Here is an 18800-nt window from a genome sequence, read left to right on the forward strand (position 1 = left end):
CAGTGCGAAGAGGGGGCCAGCCGGGCTGGCCCCCGTGGGATCAGTGTTTGACCAGGTAGAGCTGGCGGCTGTAGGCCACGTCTTCCGGGTTGTTGATGGGATAGCCCTTGAGCCAGGGCTTGATCAGACGGGCGTTGGTGTACTGGTAGATGGGGGCGATGGGCGCCTCCTCCTGCAATATGGTCTCGGCCTCGTCGAACAGGCGTGCCCGCTCGGCGGGATCCTGGCTGCTGGCCGCCCGGGTCAGCAGGGCGTCGTAGCCGGGGTTGGCGAAGCGGGCCATGTTGCCGCTGTGGTGGGTTCCCCACAGACCGAGGAAGGCGGAAGGGTCGTTGTAATCGGCGACCCAGGAGGAGCGGATCACCTCGAACTGGCCGCTCTGGCGGCTGTCGAGGTAGGTTTTCCACTCCTGATTGGTGAGCTCGACCCGGGCCCCCAGCTTCTGCTTCCACAGGTTGGCGATGGCCAGCGCCATCTTCTTGTGAATTTCAGCCGTGTTGTAGAGCAGGGTGAGCTTGAGGGGGTTGCCTGGGCCATAGCCCGCCTCTGTCAGCAGCGTCCTGGCCTTCTCGTCCAGTGCCTGCTGGCTGCTGGTGGAGAGCAGGTTGGGCTTGGGGACGAAGCCTGCGGTCACATCCGGGGTGAAGTGGTAGGCGGGTTTTTCACCCGTGCCCAGCACCTTGTCGGCGATGAGCGCCCGATCGATGGTGTAGGAGAGCGCCTGACGCACCCGCACGTCGTTCAGGGGAGCCCGCTGGGTGTTGAAGGCGTAGTAATAGGTGCCGAGCTGCTCCGGGGTATAAACCTCCCCCGGGATCTGCTTCATCAGCTTGTGGTACTGCTCCTTGGGGAAGGATTCGGTGATGTGCAGATCCCCCGCCAGATAGCGGTTGGTGGCGGCACTCTCCTGATTGATGGGGACGAAGGTGACTCGGGTCAGCACCGTATGGGCGCGATCCCAGTAATAGGGATTCGGGGTCAGCTCCAGCTTCTCGTTCACCACCCTGTGGCTCAGGACGAAGGCACCGTTGCCGACCAGCTTGCCCGGCTGGGTCCACTGGTTGCCATATTGCTCCATGCTGGCCCGATGCAGCGGCGACAGACTGGGGTGGCTCAGCAGGCTCAGAAAGTAGGGCACCGGCTGGGAGAGGGTTACCTGCAGGGTGTGGTCATCGAGGGCCTTGACCCCCAGCTCGCTGGCAGGCAATTTGCCAGCCACTATCTCGTCCACCTTGTCGAAGCGGGCCAACTGGGCAAACCAGGCGAAGGTCGCGGCCTCTTTCGGATCGACCAGCTTGCGCCAGCCGTAGACGAAGTCAGCGGCCTTGACCGGATCGCCGTTGGACCAGCGCGCATCCGGGCGCAGATGGAAGGTAAAGAACTTGTTGCCCTTGTTGTCCCAGCTGGCGGCCACCCCGGCAACCGGTTTGCCATCCGGCCCCTGGGTCAACAGCCCCTCGAACAGATCCCGCAGTACCTGCAACTCCGGCAGGCCGACCAGCTTGAGTGGGCTCAGGCTTGCGGGTTCATCCTTGAGATGGCGAACGACAAGTTGTTCGGCGGCGAGTTGTGTTCCGGCGGGAATATCGGCAGCCTGAACAGCGGCGCAGCCCAGCAGGGCCAGCAAGGGGCTCCATCCTTTCATGGGTCGGATCCTTCAAATAGTGTGAAGCGGGGAGAAAACTCGGCGATAAAATGTCGCCGACAGATGGGGAATCATGATATCCCGTTTTACTGGTCTGGCCGCCAGCATTTGGCTCTCAACCCCGGTCGGGGATACGGGGGCATGCGGGTGACCCGCCATTCGTGGCAAGGAGTATCAAACGATGAAAGCATGGTTATCCTGCTGGCGCTGGCCATAAGCCAGGGGGCCTGGGCCTTGGCCCCGTGCCAGAGCGAGACGGCAGGTTGGCAGCTGGTGCGAGGTGGCATCGATGCCTTGCATCCGACCCAGGGGGGCGTCGGCCAGATCCAGGTCGATGAGACCCAGGCCGAGCTGGCGGGCATGAGCGCAAAGCAGCTCGACAAGTTGATGAAAAAGAAAGAGATCCCTGTAGTGATTGCGCCGGATGGCGGCTACTGGCTGGTGGACAGGCACCATCTGACCAAGGCGCTGTGGCAACAGGGGTCAAGCAGGTGCGGGTCAAGGTGATCGGTCGCTTGCAGGATAAAGACAATTTCTGGAGCCAGATGCAGAACAACCACTGGGCCTGGCTCAAGGATGAGAAGGGGCAGCCGCTGACCCCGGAGCAGTTGCCGACCCGCATCGACAAGCTGCCTGATTATCCCTACCGCACCCTGGCCGGCCTGCTGCAGGATGCGGGCTACTTCAGCAAGAACAGGAGCAGGTCTATTTCGTCGAGTTCGCCTGGGCCAGCTGGCTCGGCAAGCAGATGCAGTGGATGCCGGTGGACAGCGCCAATCTGGCGGATCGCCTGCAACAGGCCAAACGGCTGGCCTGCGGCAGCAAGGCCAGTGACTCTGCCCGGTTATCCCGGCAAGCAGTGCAACCTCAATCAGTCGAAAACGGCGCAGTGACCGGATGAGCGATGACGGCATCCAAAACATGCCGAAGATAAAAGAGGGCGACCCCGGGGTCGCCCTTCTGCTGTCAGCTCTGTTAGTTATGATGGTTGGCACTCATGGCGCCTGCTGCCAGCGCGGCGGCCTGTTCAAGCAGGGTCACTTCACCCTGCTGGATCAGCGGCAACAGGGCGTTGACCTGTTCATCGGCCAATCCCACCAGGCGAGGGCCAGCAGCCGGGCAATATCATCGTCGCCAAAGCGCATCCGCACCACCCTGGCCGGGGTACCCGCCACCATGGCATAGGGCGGCACATCCTGATTGACCAGTGCCCGGGCGGCTATGATGGCGCCATCCCCTATGGTGACGCCCGGCATTATCATGGCTTCCATGCCGATCCAGACGTCATTGCCGATGCGGGTATCGCCCGCGGGTCTATAGCTGCGCTTGAGCGCCGCCACCTCGGCGAACGGATAGGTGCTGATGAAGTCGGTGTTGTGGGTGTGGTTGCCCCCCATGATGATCTTCACCCCGGCGGCTATCTGCACGTAGTCGCCGAGATGGAGCCTGTCTATGTGCCAGATGGGGTCCCAGCCGGTGTCGGCTGAGCGGCTCCAGCTGTCACCGTGCAGGTAGCGCACGGCTTCCTCTTCGAAGGGGCCGTCCCAGGCACCCGAGTAGTAGCTGTGTCGCCCCTTGAGGCAGATGTTGGGATTGGTCACCGTCAGGTGCAGGTACTCGACCTGCGACCAATGTTGGCAGATGTTCATGGCTATGTTCCTCGTTGAATGGATAGGGTTGGTGCGCGGTGAGCGCAGCTAATAGATCCAGACCAGCAGGCGGGGCACGCAGAGCAGGGAGCAGCCCAGCATCTGGGGAGACGGGGTCGCATTGCATGGGGTGCTCGGGTCCTGAAGGGGAAGGGCGCGATGGTAAGGATGGGGAGGGGTTTGCCAAGGAAGCGGGAAGAACCTGCACAAACCCTCTGGTTGATATTTATTCTCAATTAGCCATGATAACACTCCCCCATCGGCTGGGAGAGCGAGATGACACCGCAAAGTTGGCAGCGTTACATGCTGGAGGCGGAGCGTGCCTGGCAGGCCGGTTCGCTGGGCACCGGCCATCTGCCTCTATCAGCAGGCCCTGGGCCGAGGTATATGAACTGACCCAGGTGAGTTGACCGAGCTGGCCAGCATGCGGGTCGCCACCTGTCACCGGCTGGCCGATTTCTGGCGCGCCATGGAGGAGCCCGCCTACGAGCTGCGCTACCTCAAGCTCGCCTCCGAGCTGGTGACGGCGCTGGTGCCCCAATGCCCGAACAGGGAGTGCGAGGCGCTGATCAGCGAGCTGGGTTGCTGTCGCGGTGCCCTGCTCGCCTTCCTCAAGCGCCACCCCAATCCCGACATAGCCCGGCTGATCCAGTTGCAGGACAAGGTGCAGGGCTGCGAACTGATCGGCCGTTTTCGTCTCAACTGACAGGCGGCAGCTCAGCCCCGCCGTTTGAGTTTTGGGCGATGCGCTTTGCGCCTCTTCCCCTTGCAGTGCCTGGGCGAAGGCGCGCGCCTCCAGATCGATGACAAAAGTGCACCGCCTGTTTGAGCTCCTGTTTCAGCAGCGCCTTGCTCTTTTGCAGCGCCTTGGGCCTTGGCCGCCAGCTTCAGCCCCTGCTCGCGGGCAAAGGGGAGCACCCATGCGGCCGCCACCACCTTGTTGGCCAGCCCCAGCCGCAGTGCCTCTTCGGCATCCATGGCCTCGGCCAGCAGCAACAGCTCGGCCGCCTTGAGGTGCCCCACCAGGCGCGGCAGCAAGAGGCTTGAGGCAAACTCCGGCACCAGCCCCAGCTCGACGAAGGGCAGTTGCAGCCGGGCGTTCTCCCCCAGATAGACCAGATCGCAGTGCAGCAGCAGTGTGGTGCCTATGCCCACCGCCGGGCCGCCCACGGCGGCGATCACCGGCTTGGGGAAGTCGGCCAGGGTGTGGAGGAACTGCAAGATGGGGTCATCCGCTTCCAGACTGCTCTTGCCCATGAAGTCCGCGAGATCATTGCCCGCGGTGAAGCACTCCTGCTGCCCTTGCATGAACAGGACATGCACCTCCTCATCGGCCGCCGCTTCTCGCAGGCCGCCACCAGTTGCACGGTACATCTCGGTGTTGAGGGCATTGCGCTTGTCCGGCCGGTTGAGGGTCAGGAGGAGCAAGCCATCCTGCTGCTCGGCCAGAATTGTGAGGGCCATGTCTGAATCCTTGTGTTCGGGGGCTGCCAAAAGCTTGCCACAGGGGTAAGCTTTGCTTCGTTTAACAACATCATAAAAGGATTTCAACCATGTTTAAACGTGCGTTTTATTCCAGCCTGGCCCTGCTCCTGGCTGCTCCCGCACTGGCCAAGGTCGAGGCCGTCGACGGTTATGTGCGCCTGCTCCCCCCGGGGTCGCCCAACACGGCGGCCTTCATGGTGCTCAAGAATGACGCGGACAAACCTGTGACCCTGACTGCGGCAGCCTCTCCTGACGCGGGCCGTGCCGAGCTGCACACCCATCTGCACGAGAACGGCGTCATGAAGATGCGCCAGGTGGAGAGCATCGAAATCCCGGCCAGGGGGGAAGCTGTCCTCAAACCCGGCAGCCTCCACATCATGCTGTTCGAGGTGGGGGATCTCTCAGAGGACAAGCCCTTCCCCCTGACCTTGACCCTGGACGATGGTCAAACCCTGAGCCTGAGCCTGCCGGTGAAGCCGGTCGAGCCGATGAAGGGCATGCAGCACTGACATTAATGGACGCTTGTTCAGCTTTTTACTCTAGGTATTCCTTGCTCACCGGGTAAAATGATGGTCTTTCCAGTCCATAATGGAGCTATGTAATGAAGAAGACCCTGATTGCCGGCACCCTGATTCCCTGTTCAGCCATGCAGCCATGGCCGCCGATGACTGGCGTTTCGCGGCGGGTGCCGATATGTGGAACTCCCAGGGGGGCGGCCAGGTCAGCGGCGTCGGTGCCGATGGCAGCTACGACGACAACTACAACTGGAGCGGCTACCTGCAACTGGAACACGGCATCTTCCTGCTGCCGAACGCCAAGTTCGAGATGTCCGATTTCAGCACCAGCGGCGGTTCCTTCAGCAACGATCTGCTGGCCTATGATCTGAGCCTCTACTACCGCCTGATGAACAACGACCTGTTCCAGCTCGATCTGGGTCTGACCGGTCGTCGCTACGATGGCGACTTCAACACCCAGCACTACTCCTACGACAAGGATGTGCTGATGGCCTACACCGGTGGTGAAGTGCGCATCCCGGGTACCGGCTTTGCCGCCTTTGGTGATCTGCGGGTGCAGGATGCCGACAACTATGACTACCGCCTGGGTGGTTCCTACAAGTTCTCCACAGTGCCGCTCAAGATCCGTGCCGGCTGGCGTGAAGCCGAGATGGACTTCGACCGCGTCGACCAGACCATTGACGGCTGGTTCATCGGTGGCGAATTCACCTTCTAATCTGACGAAGGGTGGCGATGAGCCACCCGGGCGTGTTTGACGGGCAAGGGTGAGGGAGGAGAGATAATGAGCCATATCATAGTGACTGGCGCGGGCTCCGGCCTTGGGCGCGCTCTGACAATCGGACTGGTTGAGCGCGGTCATAGAGTCTCCATGATGGGGCGCCGTTATCACAAGTTGCAGGAGCAGGAGCAGCGCCTCGGCAGCGCCGTGGTCGGCATCGCCGCCGATCTGGCCCACCACGAAGAGGTGGAGATGGCCTTCGGTGCCGCCGTGGCCTGGGGCGGCTTGCCTTCCCTTGTGATCCACTGTGCCGGCGTCGGGGAATTCGGTCCTGTCGGTGTCTACACCGCCGAGCAGGTGCGCCGGGTGGTGGAGAGCAATCTCGTCTCCACCATACTGGTGGCCCAGCAGACGGTGCGCCTCATCGGCGAACACGGCGGGGTGCTGGCCAATGTGCTCTCCTCCGCGGCCCAGACCGGCAAGGCCAACGAGAGCCTCTACTGCGCCTCCAAATGGGGGATGCGCGGCTTTCTGGAGTCTCTGCGGGCCGAGCTCAAGGGCTCGCCCCTGCGGCTGGTGAACCTCTACCCGAGCGGGATCCGCAGCGAATTCTGGGACAACTCGGATCATGTGGACCCGAGCAGCTTCATGACCCCGGAAGACGCGGCGGCCTACATGCTGGATGCACTGGAAGCGAGAAGCAGCTGCCACGTGACCGATCTCTTTATCGGTCGCAACGCCTGAGGCAACCCGCCATCCGGTTGCCATCGTCAGCACACAGAAACAAAAAGCGCGCCAAATGGCGCGCTTTTCTATTCAGGCAAGGGGGCGGAATTAACAGCCCAGCTTGGCCTTGAGCATGGCGATAATCTCTTTGATCGCGACTTCCTGCTTCTCGCAGGTGCGGCGGCACTTGTATTCCACCACGCCGTTGTCCAGACCCCGGTCGCCGATGCTCTGGGGCATCGCCAGCGGGATATGGGTAATATGTTGTGCAATTGGATGTGGGAATGATTGATATATTTTAAGGCCGACAATGCAATGTATTAATTAAGGTTGGCATTATCAAAGTGTAAAAATAAACGTTTAGAGTGAAATGACAAAAGCACCTGTTTTTATAATGCGTTATCGCAACTTTCCACTCCAGCGTTTAATATTTATAATATAATGAATGTATATCCAGCCCCATGCGGAATCATATTTAAATTCTGGTGGGGTTAATCGTACCTGGGCGACTTATTTTTTAGTCGCATATCCCTGCAGGAAAGACTGAACTGCATGCTTTGATTTTTTACCAAGGGTTAGCAGCAATTCAAAATCAGGGTTGAAAATGCCATGCCGGCACTCTAATTCCTTTAACAGAGCGAGCCACAGATGCGCCGTCACTTCGGCATCGGCCAAGGCGCGGTGAAATACCCCGTCATTGGGTAAATTCTGGTATTGCACCAAGGTAGCCAACTTATGGTTCGGCGCCTCGGGGAATAACCGTCTCGACAGCAGCAAGGAGCATGCGAACTGCCCAGGATAGTGCGCCGACAGTCGCTCTATTTCAGCATCCAGAAAGCGCTTGTCGAAGGAGGCATTATGGGCAACCAGATTATCATTACCGATAAACTCGACGAAGTCCGCCATCACCTCGCCGCAAGGTGGCGCCTGTTTCAGCATGGTATTGCTGATCCCGGTATATTGCTCAATAAAGCTGCTTACGTTAAAGCCAGGATTCATCAACGCCGAAAAACGTTCACTGATGTGGCCGTTTTCAATCCGGACGGCGCCAATTTCGATCGCTCTATCACCTTGTCCTGGTGAGAGTCCGGTAGTCTCAAAATCGAGCACGACGACGGTATTGGCTAAGGCAGTGGACATAATCTCTCGGGCAATCTGGATAAAGAACGTCAGTCTAGAAAATCTGCTACTTCATGTACAGCGCAATATCGAGATGCTGCTGGACCCTTGCTTTTGTGATGAACAGCAGAGACAGGCAACATATAAAAAGCCCCGAGTGCAATTCACACCCGGGGCCTTTTTATCGAAAACGAAAAGCAGAATTAGCAGGCGCTATTAGCGACCCAGCTTGGCCTTGAGCATGGCGATGATGTCGCCGATGGCCACTTCCTGCTTCTCGCCGGTGCGGCGGCACTTGTACTCCACCACGCCGTTGTCCAGACCCCGGTCGCCGATGACGATGGCGTGCGGGATACCGATCAGCTCCATGTCGGCGAACATCACGCCCGGGCGCTCTTTACGGTCGTCGAACAAGACGTCCACACCGGCGGCTTTCAGCTCGGTGTAGAACTGCTGCGCCTGCTCTGCGACGCGCTCGGACTTGTGCATGTTCATCGGCACTATGGCCACTTCGAACGGGGCTATGGCTTCCGGCCAGATGATGCCGTACTGGTCGTTGTTCTGCTCGATGGCGGCGGCCACCAGACGGGACACACCTATGCCGTAGCAACCCATCTCCATGGTGACGGACTTGCCGCCCTCGTTCAGCACGCTGGCCTTCATGGCTTCGGAGTACTTGGTACCCAGCTGGAAGATGTGGCCCACTTCGATACCGCGCTTGAGCAGCAGCTTGCCCTGACCGCAGGGGCTGGGGTCGCCTTCCACCACGTTGCGCAGGTCGGCAACGTCATAAGTGGCGATGTCGCGATCCCAGTTGGCACCGGTCAGGTGGAAGCCGGTCTCGTTGGCGCCGCAGACAAAATCGGCGAGATGGGCGGCGCTGCGATCGACTATGATGCGACCGGCAAAGCCGACCGGGCCTATGGAACCTGCATCGCAACCGGCGGCAGCCTTGATCTGCTCGTCATTGGCGAAGGTCAGCGGGTTAGCCACGCCAGGGAGCTTCTCGGCCTTGATCTCGTTCAGCTCGTGGTCGCCACGCAGTACCAGGGCGATGACGGCCTGCTTGCCGTGCTCGTCCGCTTCCGCCAGTACCAGCAGGGTCTTGGCGATGGCGGTCGGCGCCACGTTCAGGAAGGCGGCCACTTCATCTATGGTGTGGACGGCCGGGGTGGAGACCTTGGTCAGGGCGGCAGTGGCAGCAGCGCGCTCGCCAGCCGGTGCCAGGGCTTCGGCCATCTCTATGTTGGCGGCGTAGTCTGATGTATCGGAGAAGGCGATCAAGTCTTCACCGCTCTCGGCCAGCACCTGGAATTCGTGGGAGCCAGTACCGCCGATGGAGCCGGTATCGGCCTGCACCGGACGGAAGTTCAGCCCCATGCGGGTGAAGGCGGCGCAGTAGGCGGCGTGCATCTTCTCGTAGGTCTCGATCAGCGAGGCCTTGTCGATGTGGAAGGAGTAGGCATCCTTCATCAGGAACTCGCGGCCGCGCATCACGCCGAAACGGGGACGCACCTCGTCACGGAACTTGGTCTGGATCTGGTAGAGGTTGAGCGGCAGCTGCTTGTAGCTGTTCACTTCGTAACGGACCAGGGCGGTGATCACCTCTTCGTGGGTCGGGCCCAGCACGAAGGGGCGGTTGTGGCGGTCGGTCAGGCGGCACAGCTCGGGACCGTAGTCATCCCAGCGGCCGGACTCCTGCCACAGCTCGGCGGGTTGCACCACCGGCATGGAGACTTCGATGGCACCAGCATTGTTCATCTCTTCGCGAACAATGTTCTCGATCTTTTTCAGTACCCGCAGACCGGTTGGCAGCCAGGCGTACATGCCGGAGGCCAGTTTACGGATCATCCCGGCGCGCAGCATCAGCTGGTGGCTGATGACTTCAGCGTCGGAGGGGGTTTCCTTGAGAGTGGAAAGCAGATATTGGCTGGTACGCATCGCGATGAACCTTAACGTGAGACGGGCCGCTGGGCCCTGGAAAATTTCAAGTGCGGAATTTTAACAGGCCGAGCCCCGTGGCCCAAGGGCTAAATTCAGTCAGGCAGAGGGGAAGGAGCCGCGTTGGCGCGGGCCTCGGCCCACGGGCTGGGGAGGGTGAGCGGTAGATCGCGGGGCAAGCCCTATGCTGGATACTTATCCAGTTATTCTTTATGCTATGACCCAATTTGCAAGAGTCTGCGTGGCGAGGAAGAGAACATGATCGGTCGCTTGAGAGGCGTCATCATCGAGAAACAACCCCCTGAGGTGCTGATCGAAGTGGGGGGCCTGGGTTATGAAGTGCACATGCCCATGAGCTGCTTCTATGATCTGCCCGAGCTTGGGAAGGAAGCTGTCATTCACACCCACTTCGTGGTGCGCGAAGATGCCCAGCTGCTCTATGGCTTCAACCACAAGCAGGAGCGGGCGCTGTTTCGCGAGCTGATCAAGACCAACGGGGTCGGCCCCAAACTGGCGTTGGCCATCCTCTCCGGCATGACGGCCACCCAGTTCGTGATGAGCGTCGAGCGCGAGGAGATAAGTTCTCTGGTCAAGCTGCCCGGCGTGGGCAAGAAGACCGCCGAGCGGTTGGTGGTGGAGATGAAGGACCGCCTCAAGGGTTGGGTCAGCCACGATCTCTTCTCCCCTGCCGCCATCAGCCTGCCCGCCCAGGAGAGCCAGCTGCGCGCCCCCGATGCCAGTGAAGAGGCAGCCAGCGCCCTGGTGGCGCTCGGTTACAAGCCGCAGCAGGCGAGCCAGATCGTGGCCAAGGTGGCCAGCGAGGGCATGTCGGTGGAAGCCATCATCCGTGAATCCCTGCGCAGCCTGGTGTGAGGATGACAATGAAGCAAGCGGACCATCCCGGGTCACTCTACTGTGACCGCGGGGATGCAGAGCGTGAGGTAGTGCATGATTGAAGCTGATCGTCTCATCTCGGCCGGTGCCGCCCGCGAGGACGAGGTCATCGACAGGGCCATCCGGCCCAGGAAGCTGGCGGATTACACCGGGCAGGATCATGTCTGCGACCAGATGGAGATCTTCATCGAGGCCGCCCGCCAGCGCGGGGAGGCCCTCGATCATCTGCTGATCTTCGGCCCGCCCGGGCTCGGCAAGACCACGCTGGCCAACATAGTGGCCAACGAGATGGGGGTCAACATCAAGACCACCTCGGGCCCCGTGCTGGAGAAGGCGGGGGATCTCGCCGCGCTGCTCACCAACCTCGAACCGAACGATGTGCTCTTCATCGACGAGATCCACCGCCTCAGCCCTGTGGTGGAGGAGGTGCTCTATCCGGCCATGGAGGATTACCAGCTCGACATCATGATAGGAGAGGGGCCTGCCGCCCGCTCCATCAAGCTCGATCTGCCTCCCTTCACCCTGATCGGGGCCACCACCCGGGCCGGCTCCCTGACCAGCCCCCTGCGTGACCGTTTCGGGATAGTCCAACGTCTCGAGTTCTACAACGTCAAGGATCTCACCGACATCGTCTCCCGCAGCGCCCGCTGCCTCGGGCTCGACATGTCGGGAGACGGTGCGCTGGAGGTGGCTCGCCGCTCCCGGGGGACCCCGCGGATTGCTAACCGTCTGTTAAGACGGGTGCGGGATTTCGCCCAGGTGAAATCCGATGGCCGCATTGATGGACCCATAGCGGCCCGTGCCATGGACATGCTGGATGTGGACAACGAAGGGTTCGACTTCATGGACCGCAAGCTATTGTTGGCCGTCATCGACAAGTTTATGGGGGGGCCCGTGGGTCTCGACAACCTGGCCGCCGCCATAGGGGAAGAGAAGGACACCATAGAAGACGTGCTGGAGCCTTATCTGATCCAGCAAGGCTATCTGCAACGTACACCCAGAGGGCGGATCGCGACACCGAGAGCTTATGCGCACTTTGGCCTGCAACGGCCAGATGAGCAGTAAAAGCAGCCTTTTGAACGATAAACCGCCCCCAAGGGCGGTTTTTTATTGTCCGGGCAAAAAAAAGCCCACGGCGGATGCGGTGGGCAAAGACAATTCAGGATGGATGTTCACAGACAGTGAGTGCGTCTGCAGACCGGTCGGGAAAACACAAAGGAGCCGTCGCGAGGCCTCAGAGTCGGTTCATTTGATAGAGTTGAACGAACGAAAGCTTGTAGTAACGGATGGTCTTGGCAACAAACTTTTTCATCATTAATCCCAACAAACAGGTTCGAAATGTTCATCGAATACGTACCGGGAACCCGGAATGACCGGCCTGTATCCAGAGGTGTGCCCTCACTGCGAGGCGCATTGTAGGAGCTCTTGCCGGGCCGGACAAACAAGAAAATCTATGTGTTTCGGATTAGATAAATTAATGATTTTGCGAGGCGGGCCAATCCGCATAAACATGTGTTTTTGCTGGTTTTAAATTGATTTCATGATGGCCTGCATCATTCTTGAAATACCGGATGGATAAGGGCGAACCTGCTCATCTCGTCTATTTGATTAACAGAATTGAAACTATTTTTACGAGAGTTAAAATTGATTTAAATCAAGTATTTACGGTTTAATGTTTTTTGTGAGCAAGCTCCCAAAATTAATGGGGAACGGCTTGTAAGTTGCCTTGAAAAGGCATGTATTGATGATGGGTTTACATTGATTTCAATCAAATAAAGATGATATAAAACAGCCATCATTATAGGCGAGAATAGAACTGCAGTTAATGTTTACCAGATGTTAAACATTAGCTTTTTTTGTTCCTCTATATTGCCTTGTTGTTAATGTGGTGGCAGTCGAATCCGGTCAGTCCGCGAGGGGTGATCGACCATTCGGGGACTTCCAATGGAAGCTTTGTCCTTAAAACTTAAAATAGCCGTGCCAATAATCGGTGAGGAAACATCATGATTGCTGAGCATGTGGTAGACCTATCGCGGTTCCAATTCGCTGCGACGGCCCTTTATCACTTCCTGTTTGTACCCCTGACGCTGGGAATGGCCTTCATTCTGGCGATCATGGAGTCTGTCTATGTGATGACCAACAACACAGTGTACCGGGACATGACCAAGTTCTGGGGCAAGTTGTTTGGTATCAACTTCGCCCTTGGGGTTACCACCGGGCTCACCATGGAGTTTCAGTTCGGTACCAACTGGGCTTACTACTCCCACTATGTCGGCGATATCTTCGGGGCCCCGCTGGCCATCGAAGGCTTGATGGCCTTCTTCCTGGAGTCCACCTTCGTCGGCATGTTCTTCTTCGGTTGGGATCGCCTCACCAAGCGCCAGCATCTGGCGGCAACCTGGCTGATGGCTCTTGGGACCAACCTCTCCGCCCTCTGGATCCTGGTCGCCAACGGCTGGATGCAGAACCCGGTCGGTGCCGAATTCAACTTCGAATCCATGCGGATGGAGATGGTGAGTTTCGCCGATCTGGTGTTCAACCCGGTTGCTCAGGTCAAGTTCGTCCACACAGTGGCGGCGGGCTACACCACGGGCGCCATGTTCGTGCTGGGCATCTCCTCCTACTACCTGCTGAAGAATCGTGATGTGGCCTTCGCCCGTCGCTCCTTCGCCATCGCGGCCGCGTTCGGCATGGCCTCCATCCTCTCCGTGCTGGTGCTGGGTGACGAGTCAGGCTACGAGACCGGGGAAGTGCAGAAGGTGAAACTGGCGGCCATCGAGGCCGAGTGGAACACAGAGCCGGCTCCCGCATCCTTCACCCTGTTCGGCATTCCGAACCAGGAAGAGATGCGCACCGACTACGCCATCAAGATCCCTTATGCCCTCGGCATCATAGCGACCCGTTCCCTGGACGGTCAGGTGACCGGTCTCAAGGATCTGAAGAGCGAGCATGAAGTGCGCGTGCGCAGCGGCATGACCGCCTACGATCTGCTGACCAAGCTGCAATCTGGCGACAAGTCAGACGAGACCCGCGCTCGCTTCGACGAAGTGAAGCAGGATCTGGGCTACGGTCTGCTGCTCAAGCGTTACACCGCCAACGTGACCGACGCGACCGACGATCAGATCAAGGCCGCCGTGGATGACTCCATCCCGCAGGTGCTGCCGCTGTTCTTCGCCTTCCGCATCATGGTTGCCTGCGGCATGTTGATGCTGGTGCTGATCGGTCTGGCCTTCTATGACAGCACTCGCCACAAGATCGGTGAGCGCAAGTGGTTGCTCAAGGCGCTGCTGTACGGCATCCCGCTGCCCTGGATCGCCATCGAGGCGGGCTGGTTTGTCGCCGAGTACGGTCGCCAACCCTGGACCATAGCCGAGATGCTGCCGACCTCAGTCTCCGCATCCAATATCCCTGCGTCCGAGATCTGGTTCTCCCTGATCGGGATCTGCCTGTTCTACACCGTACTGCTGATCATCGAGATGTACCTGATGTTCAAGTATGCGCGTCTGGGCCCAAGCAGCCTGAAGACGGGCAAGTACCACTTCGAACAGAGCAAGGCATAAGGAGAGTAACCCATGTTTGATTACGAAATGTTGCGTCTGGTCTGGTGGGTCTTGGTCGGCGTGCTGCTGATCGGCTTCGCCATCACCGACGGTTTCGATATGGGGGTCGGTGCCCTGCTCCCCTTCGTCGGCAAGAAGGATGTGGAGCGTCGGGTGATGCTCAACACCATGGGGCCGCACTGGGAAGGCAACCAGGTCTGGCTGGTCACCGCGGGCGGTGCCCTGTTCGCGGCCTGGCCCATGGTCTATGCGGCGGCCTTCTCCGGCTTCTACATCGCCATGATCCTGACCCTGATGGCGCTCTTCTTCCGTCCGGTCGGCTTCAAGTACCGCTCCCTGCAGGAAGGCGCCCAGTGGCGCACCAGCTGGGACTGGGCGCTGTTCGCCGGTAGTGCCATTCCCCCCGTCATCTTCGGGGTGGCCTTCGGCAACCTGCTGCAAGGGGTACCGTTCAGCTTCAACCAGTTCCTGATGCTGACCTACCACGGCAACTTCTTCGGCCTGCTCAACCCGTTCGGCCTGCTGGCCGGTCTGGTGAGCCTGTTCATGATAGTGACCCAGGGCGCTGCCTGGCTGATGATGAAGACCGAAGGTGAAGTGCTGGCCCGCTCCCGTACCGCCGCCATGATCTTCTCCCCTGCTGACCCTGGTGCTGTTTGCCCTGGCCGGAGTCTGGGTGAGCGGCATGGATGGCTATGTGATCGTGGGCACCGTCGCCACCGACGCCGTCACCAACCCGCTTCACAAGGAAGTGGTGGTGCAGGCCGGTGCTTGGATGCAGAACTACAACCTCTACCCCTGGATGATTGCCGCCCCCGTGCTGGGTCTGGTGATGAGCCTGCTGACCGCGCTTGCGGCCAAGCTGGGCAAGGGCTGGATGGCGTTCCTGTTCTCCTCCCTGGCCATTGCCGGCATCATACTGACCGCGGGCTTCTCCATGTTCCCGTTCGTGATGCCCTCCAGCCTGGAGCCGTCCCAGAGCCTGACCATGTGGGATGCCACCGCCTCCTTCAACACCCTCAAGGTGATGACGGTAGTCGCAGTCGTCTTCGTACCGACAGTGCTGGCTTACACCATCTGGACCTACATCAAGATGTTTGGCCGGGTGAGTAACAAGCACATCGAAGACAACCAACAATCGCTCTACTAAGAAGGTGCCCTGATATGTGGTATTTCACCTGGATCCTGGGGCTGTTGCTGGCCTGTGCGTTTGGGATCATCAATGCGCTCTGGCTGGAGCACACCGAGAACCTGGATCGTCAGATCGATGAAGACAAGTGACAGGCTTGCCCGGCTGGCCGCTCCCCTGGAGCGCCAGCCATGGCAAGGTCTGATGTTGCTGGCGGCGGCCCTGCTGGGCGTCGCCATCTTGCAGGCACCGAATCTGGTGGCCGCCAACACCAGTGACCACGGTCTCTGGCTGGCCCCCTGGCTGATGTGGGCGGTCTGCTGCGGCGTCATGCATGGACTGGGGTTCCACCCCCGCAGCCTGGTTGGCCGCCTGCTGTTTTTCCCCTGGCTCGCCTTGCCAAGCCTGTTGTACGGGCTCTGGCTGACCAGCGGTTATTACCTGCCATAAACACCGAGGGAGGCCAGACATTTTCTGCCTCCCTCTGCTTTTGTACCCCGCAGTGCGGCCGTGGTTTTGCCCCCGGCGGATCGGCCGTTATTGCCTGCCATAAAAAACAGGGGGAGATGGGATTTCCCTGTCTCCCCCTGCTTCTTTCCTATTCAGCCCTGCGCTATGATAGCCCCCCATCTGACTGTCGAATGGATCACAGATTTTTATGGGGGAAGTCTCTGAGTTTCCGGTACGTGTCTACTACGAAGACACAGATGCCGGAGGCATCGTCTACAACGCCAATTATCTCAAGTTTATGGAACGGGCTCGCACCGAGTTCCTGCGCGCCGGCGACATCGAGCAAGATGTCCTGTTGCAGGCGGGGATCGCCTTCGTGGTGAGTCGCACCGAGATCGATTTCCGCTCCGCGGCCCGCTTCAATGAACTGCTGACCGTATTGACGCAAGTGACTGAAGTGAAACGTGCTTCCATGCGCTTTTCACAGCAGATCCTGGCGGCTGATGGACGACTGATCACCCAGGCCATGGTACAGATTGCCTGTGTCAGTCATCCGCAAATGAAACCTGTTGCAATACCTGAAAAAATCAAGGGAGTGCTGTTAAGTGCACGCTGAAATTTCGTTTATTGGTCTGTTCTGGCAAGCCAGTCTGCTGGTGAAACTGGTCATGATGACCCTGATGGGCATGTCGGTCGTCTCCTGGGCGCTGATCATCCAGCGTTCCAAGGTCATCAAGGCGGCCAACCTCGCCTCGGAGCAGTTTGAAGACAGATTCTGGTCCGGCGTCGACCTCAACCGTCTCTATCAGGAGTCCTCTTCCCGCCGCGATGATATCGAAGGCATGGAAGATATCTTCTATTCCGGCTTCAAGGAGTATGCCCGCCTGCTCAAGGCCGGTGCCCGTGGCCAGGATGCGGTGATGGACGGTACCTATCGCGCCATGCGTGTCTCGCTGTCCCGTGCGGTGGACGAGCTGGAATCCAACCTGCCAGTGCTGGCGACCGTCGGCTCCATCAGCCCCTATATCGGCCTGTTTGGTACCGTATGGGGCATCATGAACGCCTTTATCGCACTGGGCCAGGTGCAGCAGGCGACCCTGCAGATGGTGGCACCGGGCATCGCGGAGGCGCTGATCGCCACCGCCATGGGTCTGTTCGCGGCCATTCCCGCGGTTATTTTCTATAACAGATTCACCAACAAGGTAGAGAAGCTGGAGAACGCCTACGCCAACTTCATGGACGAGTTCACCACCATACTGAACCGTCAGATTGCACAGCAGCAGGGTGACAAGTAAATGCAAACCTATCAGCGGATCCGGCGCAAGAAGGTCGCCGAGATCAACGTGGTGCCCTATATCGACGTCATGCTGGTGCTGCTCATCATCTTCATGGCGGTGACGCCAGTGATCACGCAAGGGGTCAAGGTGGACCTGCCCCAGGCCGAGTCCGAGCAGTTGCCCGAAGACGCCAAGCCCCCCTTCATCGTCAGCGTCAACACCGAGGGTGAGTACGTCATCAAGGCCGGTGAGGCGGATGACGAGCCAGTGCCAACTGGCACGCCCGAGGCGATGCAGCAATACATCACCGAGAAGGCCATGGGTTATCTGGCCATCAACCAGAACGCTCCCGTGGTGGTGGCGGGTGACAAGTCCGTGCGTTACGAAGAGGTGATCCTGCTGATGGTGGCCCTCAAGAAAGCCGGTGTGCCTCAGGTTGGCCTGATGACGGATCCGGTGAACTGACGGAGATGGATGTGAAGCGTGGTATTTCCGGTTATCTCGTCGCGTCGCTGCTGCTGCATCTGATCATCGGCATCATACTGCTGGTCGGTGTCGACTTCAGCAAGCCCAAGCGCCCCGAGTCGAAGGGACAGATCGTCAATGCGGTGATGCTGGACAGCGAGTTCCTGGAGCAACAGGCACAGCAGATCCAGCAGCAGAAAGCTCAGCCCAAGGCTGCCCAGCAGCAGAAAGAGAAGGACAAGGAAGACGCCGATCAGGCCCGGCGCGAGCTGGCGAAGGAGCAGGAGCGTCTGCGCATCGCCGAGACCAAGCGCAAGGAGGCCGAAGAGGCCACCCGCAAGGCCGAGACCGAGAAGCAGAAGAAGGTAGCCGAGCAGAAGCAGGCGGAAGAGCAGGCCCAGAAGGCCGAGGAAGCCCGCAAGCTGGAGGCGCAGAAGACCAAGCAGGCCGAAGCCAAGCGCCAGGAAGAGGAACTCGCCAAGGCGCTGGCGCTCAAGAAAAAGAAAGAAGAGCTGGAGAAGAAGCAGGCCGAAGAGAAAGCCAAGGCGAAGGCGGATGCGGCCAAGAAGGCTGAAGCCGACAAGAAGGCCAAGGCCGAGGCTGAGAAGAAAGCCAAGGCGGAAGCCGAGAAGAAGGCCAAGGCTGAGGCAGAGAAAAAGGCTGCAGATGAAGCCGCCAAGAAGGCAAAAGCTGACGCAGACAAGAAGGCGAAGGCCGAGGCTGACAAGAAGGCCAAGATAGAGGCTGAGCGCAAGCGCAAGGCGGCCGAGGAGGCCAAGTTGCAGAAAGAGATGGAAGCCATGATGCAGCAGCAGCTGGAGGCCGAGGCCAATTCCCGCAGCCAGGCCGCATCGGCTGCGGCTCAGGGGGAAGCCCAGAAATATGCCGCCCTCATCGCCGCCACGGTGGAGCGCTATATGATTTTGGATCCCACCATGCGGGGCAAAACCTGTACTATCGGTGTCAAATTGGCCAGTACCGGCTTCGTCATCTCGGTGGACAACGGTCAGGGTGACCCGGCGGTCTGCCGCTCCGGCAAGGCGGCTGTGCTGAAGGCGAATCAGTTGCCGGTGCCGAAGGATCCTGCGGTATTCGAGCAGTTGAAGGAACTTAACCTCAAGTTAGAACCTAGCATCTAGACGTGATAAAACGGGGTCATTGACCGTGGTTGGCAGCATCTGCTGATAAAGGAATTTCACCTATCATTTTTATTGGAACAGAGTATTT

14 protein-coding genes and 7 pseudogenes are annotated in these 18800 nt (G+C 59.4%); 15 read left to right on the top strand and 6 right to left on the bottom strand.

Annotation, left to right across the window (positions count from 1 at the left end; all coding sequences use genetic code 11):
* Nucleotides 1–40: 40 nt before the first annotated feature.
* On the bottom strand, nt 41–1645 hold the full coding sequence (locus tag ACF2JD_RS16545) for an ABC transporter substrate-binding protein (RefSeq protein ID WP_440987809.1): 1605 nt from the start codon (nt 1643–1645) through the stop codon (nt 41–43).
* Nucleotides 1646–1826: 181 nt separating this feature from the next.
* Between ACF2JD_RS16545 and ACF2JD_RS16550 the strand changes: the two are divergent.
* Nucleotides 1827–2538, top strand: a pseudogene (locus ACF2JD_RS16550) (ParB-like protein).
* Nucleotides 2539–2620: 82 nt separating this feature from the next.
* Here the strand turns inward: ACF2JD_RS16550 and ACF2JD_RS16555 are convergent.
* Nucleotides 2621–3294, bottom strand: a pseudogene (locus ACF2JD_RS16555) (CatB-related O-acetyltransferase).
* A gap of 276 nt (nt 3295–3570) precedes the next feature.
* On the opposite strand from ACF2JD_RS16555, the pseudogene ACF2JD_RS16560 reads away from it, so the two are divergent.
* Nucleotides 3571–4000 (top strand): annotated as a pseudogene (locus ACF2JD_RS16560) (DUF2753 family protein).
* 11 nt (nt 4001–4011) lie between these two features.
* Here ACF2JD_RS16560 and ACF2JD_RS16565 read toward each other — a convergent pair.
* Nucleotides 4012–4758: pseudogene (locus ACF2JD_RS16565) on the bottom strand (enoyl-CoA hydratase-related protein).
* A gap of 89 nt (nt 4759–4847) precedes the next feature.
* Here ACF2JD_RS16565 and ACF2JD_RS16570 point away from each other — a divergent pair.
* The 3 genes and pseudogenes from ACF2JD_RS16570 (at nt 4848) to ACF2JD_RS16580 (ending at nt 6756) form a co-directional block, all read left to right on the top strand.
* Nucleotides 4848–5288 carry a copper chaperone PCu(A)C gene (locus ACF2JD_RS16570; RefSeq protein WP_139744022.1) on the top strand — a complete coding sequence of 147 codons (441 nt, stop codon included), beginning with the start codon at nt 4848–4850 and terminating at the stop codon, nt 5286–5288.
* Nucleotides 5289–5380: 92 nt separating this feature from the next.
* A pseudogene (locus ACF2JD_RS16575) lies at nt 5381–6009 on the top strand (TIGR04219 family outer membrane beta-barrel protein).
* Nucleotides 6010–6075: 66 nt separating this feature from the next.
* The gene (locus ACF2JD_RS16580; RefSeq protein ID WP_440987810.1) at nt 6076–6756 is read left to right on the top strand and encodes an SDR family NAD(P)-dependent oxidoreductase; all 681 of its coding nucleotides are present in this window, start codon (nt 6076–6078) and stop codon (nt 6754–6756) included.
* Nucleotides 6757–6846: 90 nt separating this feature from the next.
* Here the strand turns inward: ACF2JD_RS16580 and ACF2JD_RS16585 are convergent.
* The 3 genes and pseudogenes from ACF2JD_RS16585 to ACF2JD_RS16595 all read right to left on the bottom strand — a co-directional run.
* Nucleotides 6847–6966, bottom strand: a pseudogene (locus ACF2JD_RS16585) (His/Gly/Thr/Pro-type tRNA ligase C-terminal domain-containing protein); the annotation flags it as partial.
* 282 nt (nt 6967–7248) lie between these two features.
* Nucleotides 7249–7878 (bottom strand): 3'-5' exonuclease, encoded by a 630-nt coding sequence (locus ACF2JD_RS16590; RefSeq protein ID WP_163147374.1) that lies wholly within the window; start codon nt 7876–7878, stop codon nt 7249–7251.
* Between the two features lie 195 nt (nt 7879–8073).
* Nucleotides 8074–9798, bottom strand: a complete 1725-nt coding sequence (locus tag ACF2JD_RS16595) for a proline--tRNA ligase (RefSeq protein ID WP_440987811.1) — start codon at nt 9796–9798, stop codon at nt 8074–8076.
* A 258-nt stretch (nt 9799–10056) separates the two neighbouring features.
* Here ACF2JD_RS16595 and ruvA point away from each other — a divergent pair, with 258 nt between their 5' ends.
* The 10 genes and pseudogenes from ruvA (at nt 10057) to tolA (ending at nt 18712) form a co-directional block, all read left to right on the top strand.
* Nucleotides 10057–10671 (top strand): Holliday junction branch migration protein RuvA, encoded by a 615-nt coding sequence (gene ruvA / locus ACF2JD_RS16600; RefSeq protein WP_043128860.1) that lies wholly within the window; start codon nt 10057–10059, stop codon nt 10669–10671.
* Nucleotides 10672–10746: 75 nt separating this feature from the next.
* Nucleotides 10747–11757, top strand: a complete 1011-nt coding sequence (gene ruvB / locus ACF2JD_RS16605) for a Holliday junction branch migration DNA helicase RuvB (RefSeq protein ID WP_043128861.1) — start codon at nt 10747–10749, stop codon at nt 11755–11757.
* Nucleotides 11758–12695: 938 nt separating this feature from the next.
* Nucleotides 12696–14252 carry a cytochrome ubiquinol oxidase subunit I gene (gene cydA / locus ACF2JD_RS16610; RefSeq protein ID WP_111913293.1) on the top strand — a complete coding sequence of 519 codons (1557 nt, stop codon included), beginning with the start codon at nt 12696–12698 and terminating at the stop codon, nt 14250–14252.
* A 12-nt stretch (nt 14253–14264) separates the two neighbouring features.
* A pseudogene (gene cydB / locus ACF2JD_RS16615) lies at nt 14265–15402 on the top strand (cytochrome d ubiquinol oxidase subunit II).
* A gap of 14 nt (nt 15403–15416) precedes the next feature.
* Nucleotides 15417–15533, top strand: coding sequence for a cytochrome bd-I oxidase subunit CydX (cydX, locus tag ACF2JD_RS16620; RefSeq protein ID WP_005331536.1), 117 nt, complete (start codon nt 15417–15419; stop codon nt 15531–15533).
* Entirely contained in the window at nt 15520–15831 is a 312-nt protein-coding gene (locus ACF2JD_RS16625; RefSeq protein WP_111913291.1) for a cyd operon YbgE family protein, read from the top strand. The genes cydX and ACF2JD_RS16625 overlap by 14 nt, the downstream gene beginning before the upstream one ends.
* A gap of 208 nt (nt 15832–16039) precedes the next feature.
* A complete protein-coding gene (gene ybgC, locus ACF2JD_RS16630; RefSeq protein ID WP_005331541.1) occupies nt 16040–16447 on the top strand; it encodes a tol-pal system-associated acyl-CoA thioesterase in 408 nt (135 codons plus the stop codon).
* Nucleotides 16437–17126 carry a protein TolQ gene (tolQ, locus tag ACF2JD_RS16635; RefSeq protein ID WP_025325802.1) on the top strand — a complete coding sequence of 230 codons (690 nt, stop codon included), beginning with the start codon at nt 16437–16439 and terminating at the stop codon, nt 17124–17126. Before ybgC ends, tolQ begins: the two co-directional genes overlap by 11 nt.
* Nucleotides 17127–17573, top strand: coding sequence for a protein TolR (gene tolR / locus ACF2JD_RS16640; RefSeq protein WP_042064656.1), 447 nt, complete (start codon nt 17127–17129; stop codon nt 17571–17573).
* A 5-nt stretch (nt 17574–17578) separates the two neighbouring features.
* Nucleotides 17579–18712: a cell envelope integrity protein TolA gene (gene tolA, locus ACF2JD_RS16645; RefSeq protein ID WP_163157922.1), complete on the top strand. Its 1134-nt coding sequence runs from the start codon at nt 17579–17581 to the stop codon at nt 18710–18712.
* The last annotated feature ends 88 nt before the right edge of the window (nt 18713–18800 follow it).

This window comes from Aeromonas ichthyocola, assembly GCF_046087985.1.
In the GTDB taxonomy this organism is placed as follows: Bacteria; Pseudomonadota; Gammaproteobacteria; order Enterobacterales; family Aeromonadaceae; genus Aeromonas; species Aeromonas rivipollensis.

Excerpts from the sequence above, each read along its gene's own strand:
- ACF2JD_RS16545 (WP_440987809.1), bottom strand. The coding sequence starts at position 1,645 with ATGAAAGGATGGAGCCCCTTGCTGGCCCTGCTGGGCTGCGCCGCTGTT.
- ACF2JD_RS16570 (WP_139744022.1), top strand. The coding sequence starts at position 4,848 with ATGTTTAAACGTGCGTTTTATTCCAGCCTGGCCCTGCTCCTGGCTGCT.
- ACF2JD_RS16580 (WP_440987810.1), top strand. The coding sequence starts at position 6,076 with ATGAGCCATATCATAGTGACTGGCGCGGGCTCCGGCCTTGGGCGCGCT.
- ACF2JD_RS16590 (WP_163147374.1), bottom strand. The coding sequence starts at position 7,878 with ATGTCCACTGCCTTAGCCAATACCGTCGTCGTGCTCGATTTTGAGACT.
- ACF2JD_RS16595 (WP_440987811.1), bottom strand. The coding sequence starts at position 9,798 with ATGCGTACCAGCCAATATCTGCTTTCCACTCTCAAGGAAACCCCCTCC.
- ruvA (WP_043128860.1), top strand. The coding sequence starts at position 10,057 with ATGATCGGTCGCTTGAGAGGCGTCATCATCGAGAAACAACCCCCTGAG.
- ruvB (WP_043128861.1), top strand. The coding sequence starts at position 10,747 with ATGATTGAAGCTGATCGTCTCATCTCGGCCGGTGCCGCCCGCGAGGAC.
- cydA (WP_111913293.1), top strand. The coding sequence starts at position 12,696 with ATGATTGCTGAGCATGTGGTAGACCTATCGCGGTTCCAATTCGCTGCG.
- cydX (WP_005331536.1), top strand. The coding sequence starts at position 15,417 with ATGTGGTATTTCACCTGGATCCTGGGGCTGTTGCTGGCCTGTGCGTTT.
- ACF2JD_RS16625 (WP_111913291.1), top strand. The coding sequence starts at position 15,520 with ATGAAGACAAGTGACAGGCTTGCCCGGCTGGCCGCTCCCCTGGAGCGC.
- ybgC (WP_005331541.1), top strand. The coding sequence starts at position 16,040 with ATGGGGGAAGTCTCTGAGTTTCCGGTACGTGTCTACTACGAAGACACA.
- tolR (WP_042064656.1), top strand. The coding sequence starts at position 17,127 with ATGCAAACCTATCAGCGGATCCGGCGCAAGAAGGTCGCCGAGATCAAC.
- tolA (WP_163157922.1), top strand. The coding sequence starts at position 17,579 with ATGGATGTGAAGCGTGGTATTTCCGGTTATCTCGTCGCGTCGCTGCTG.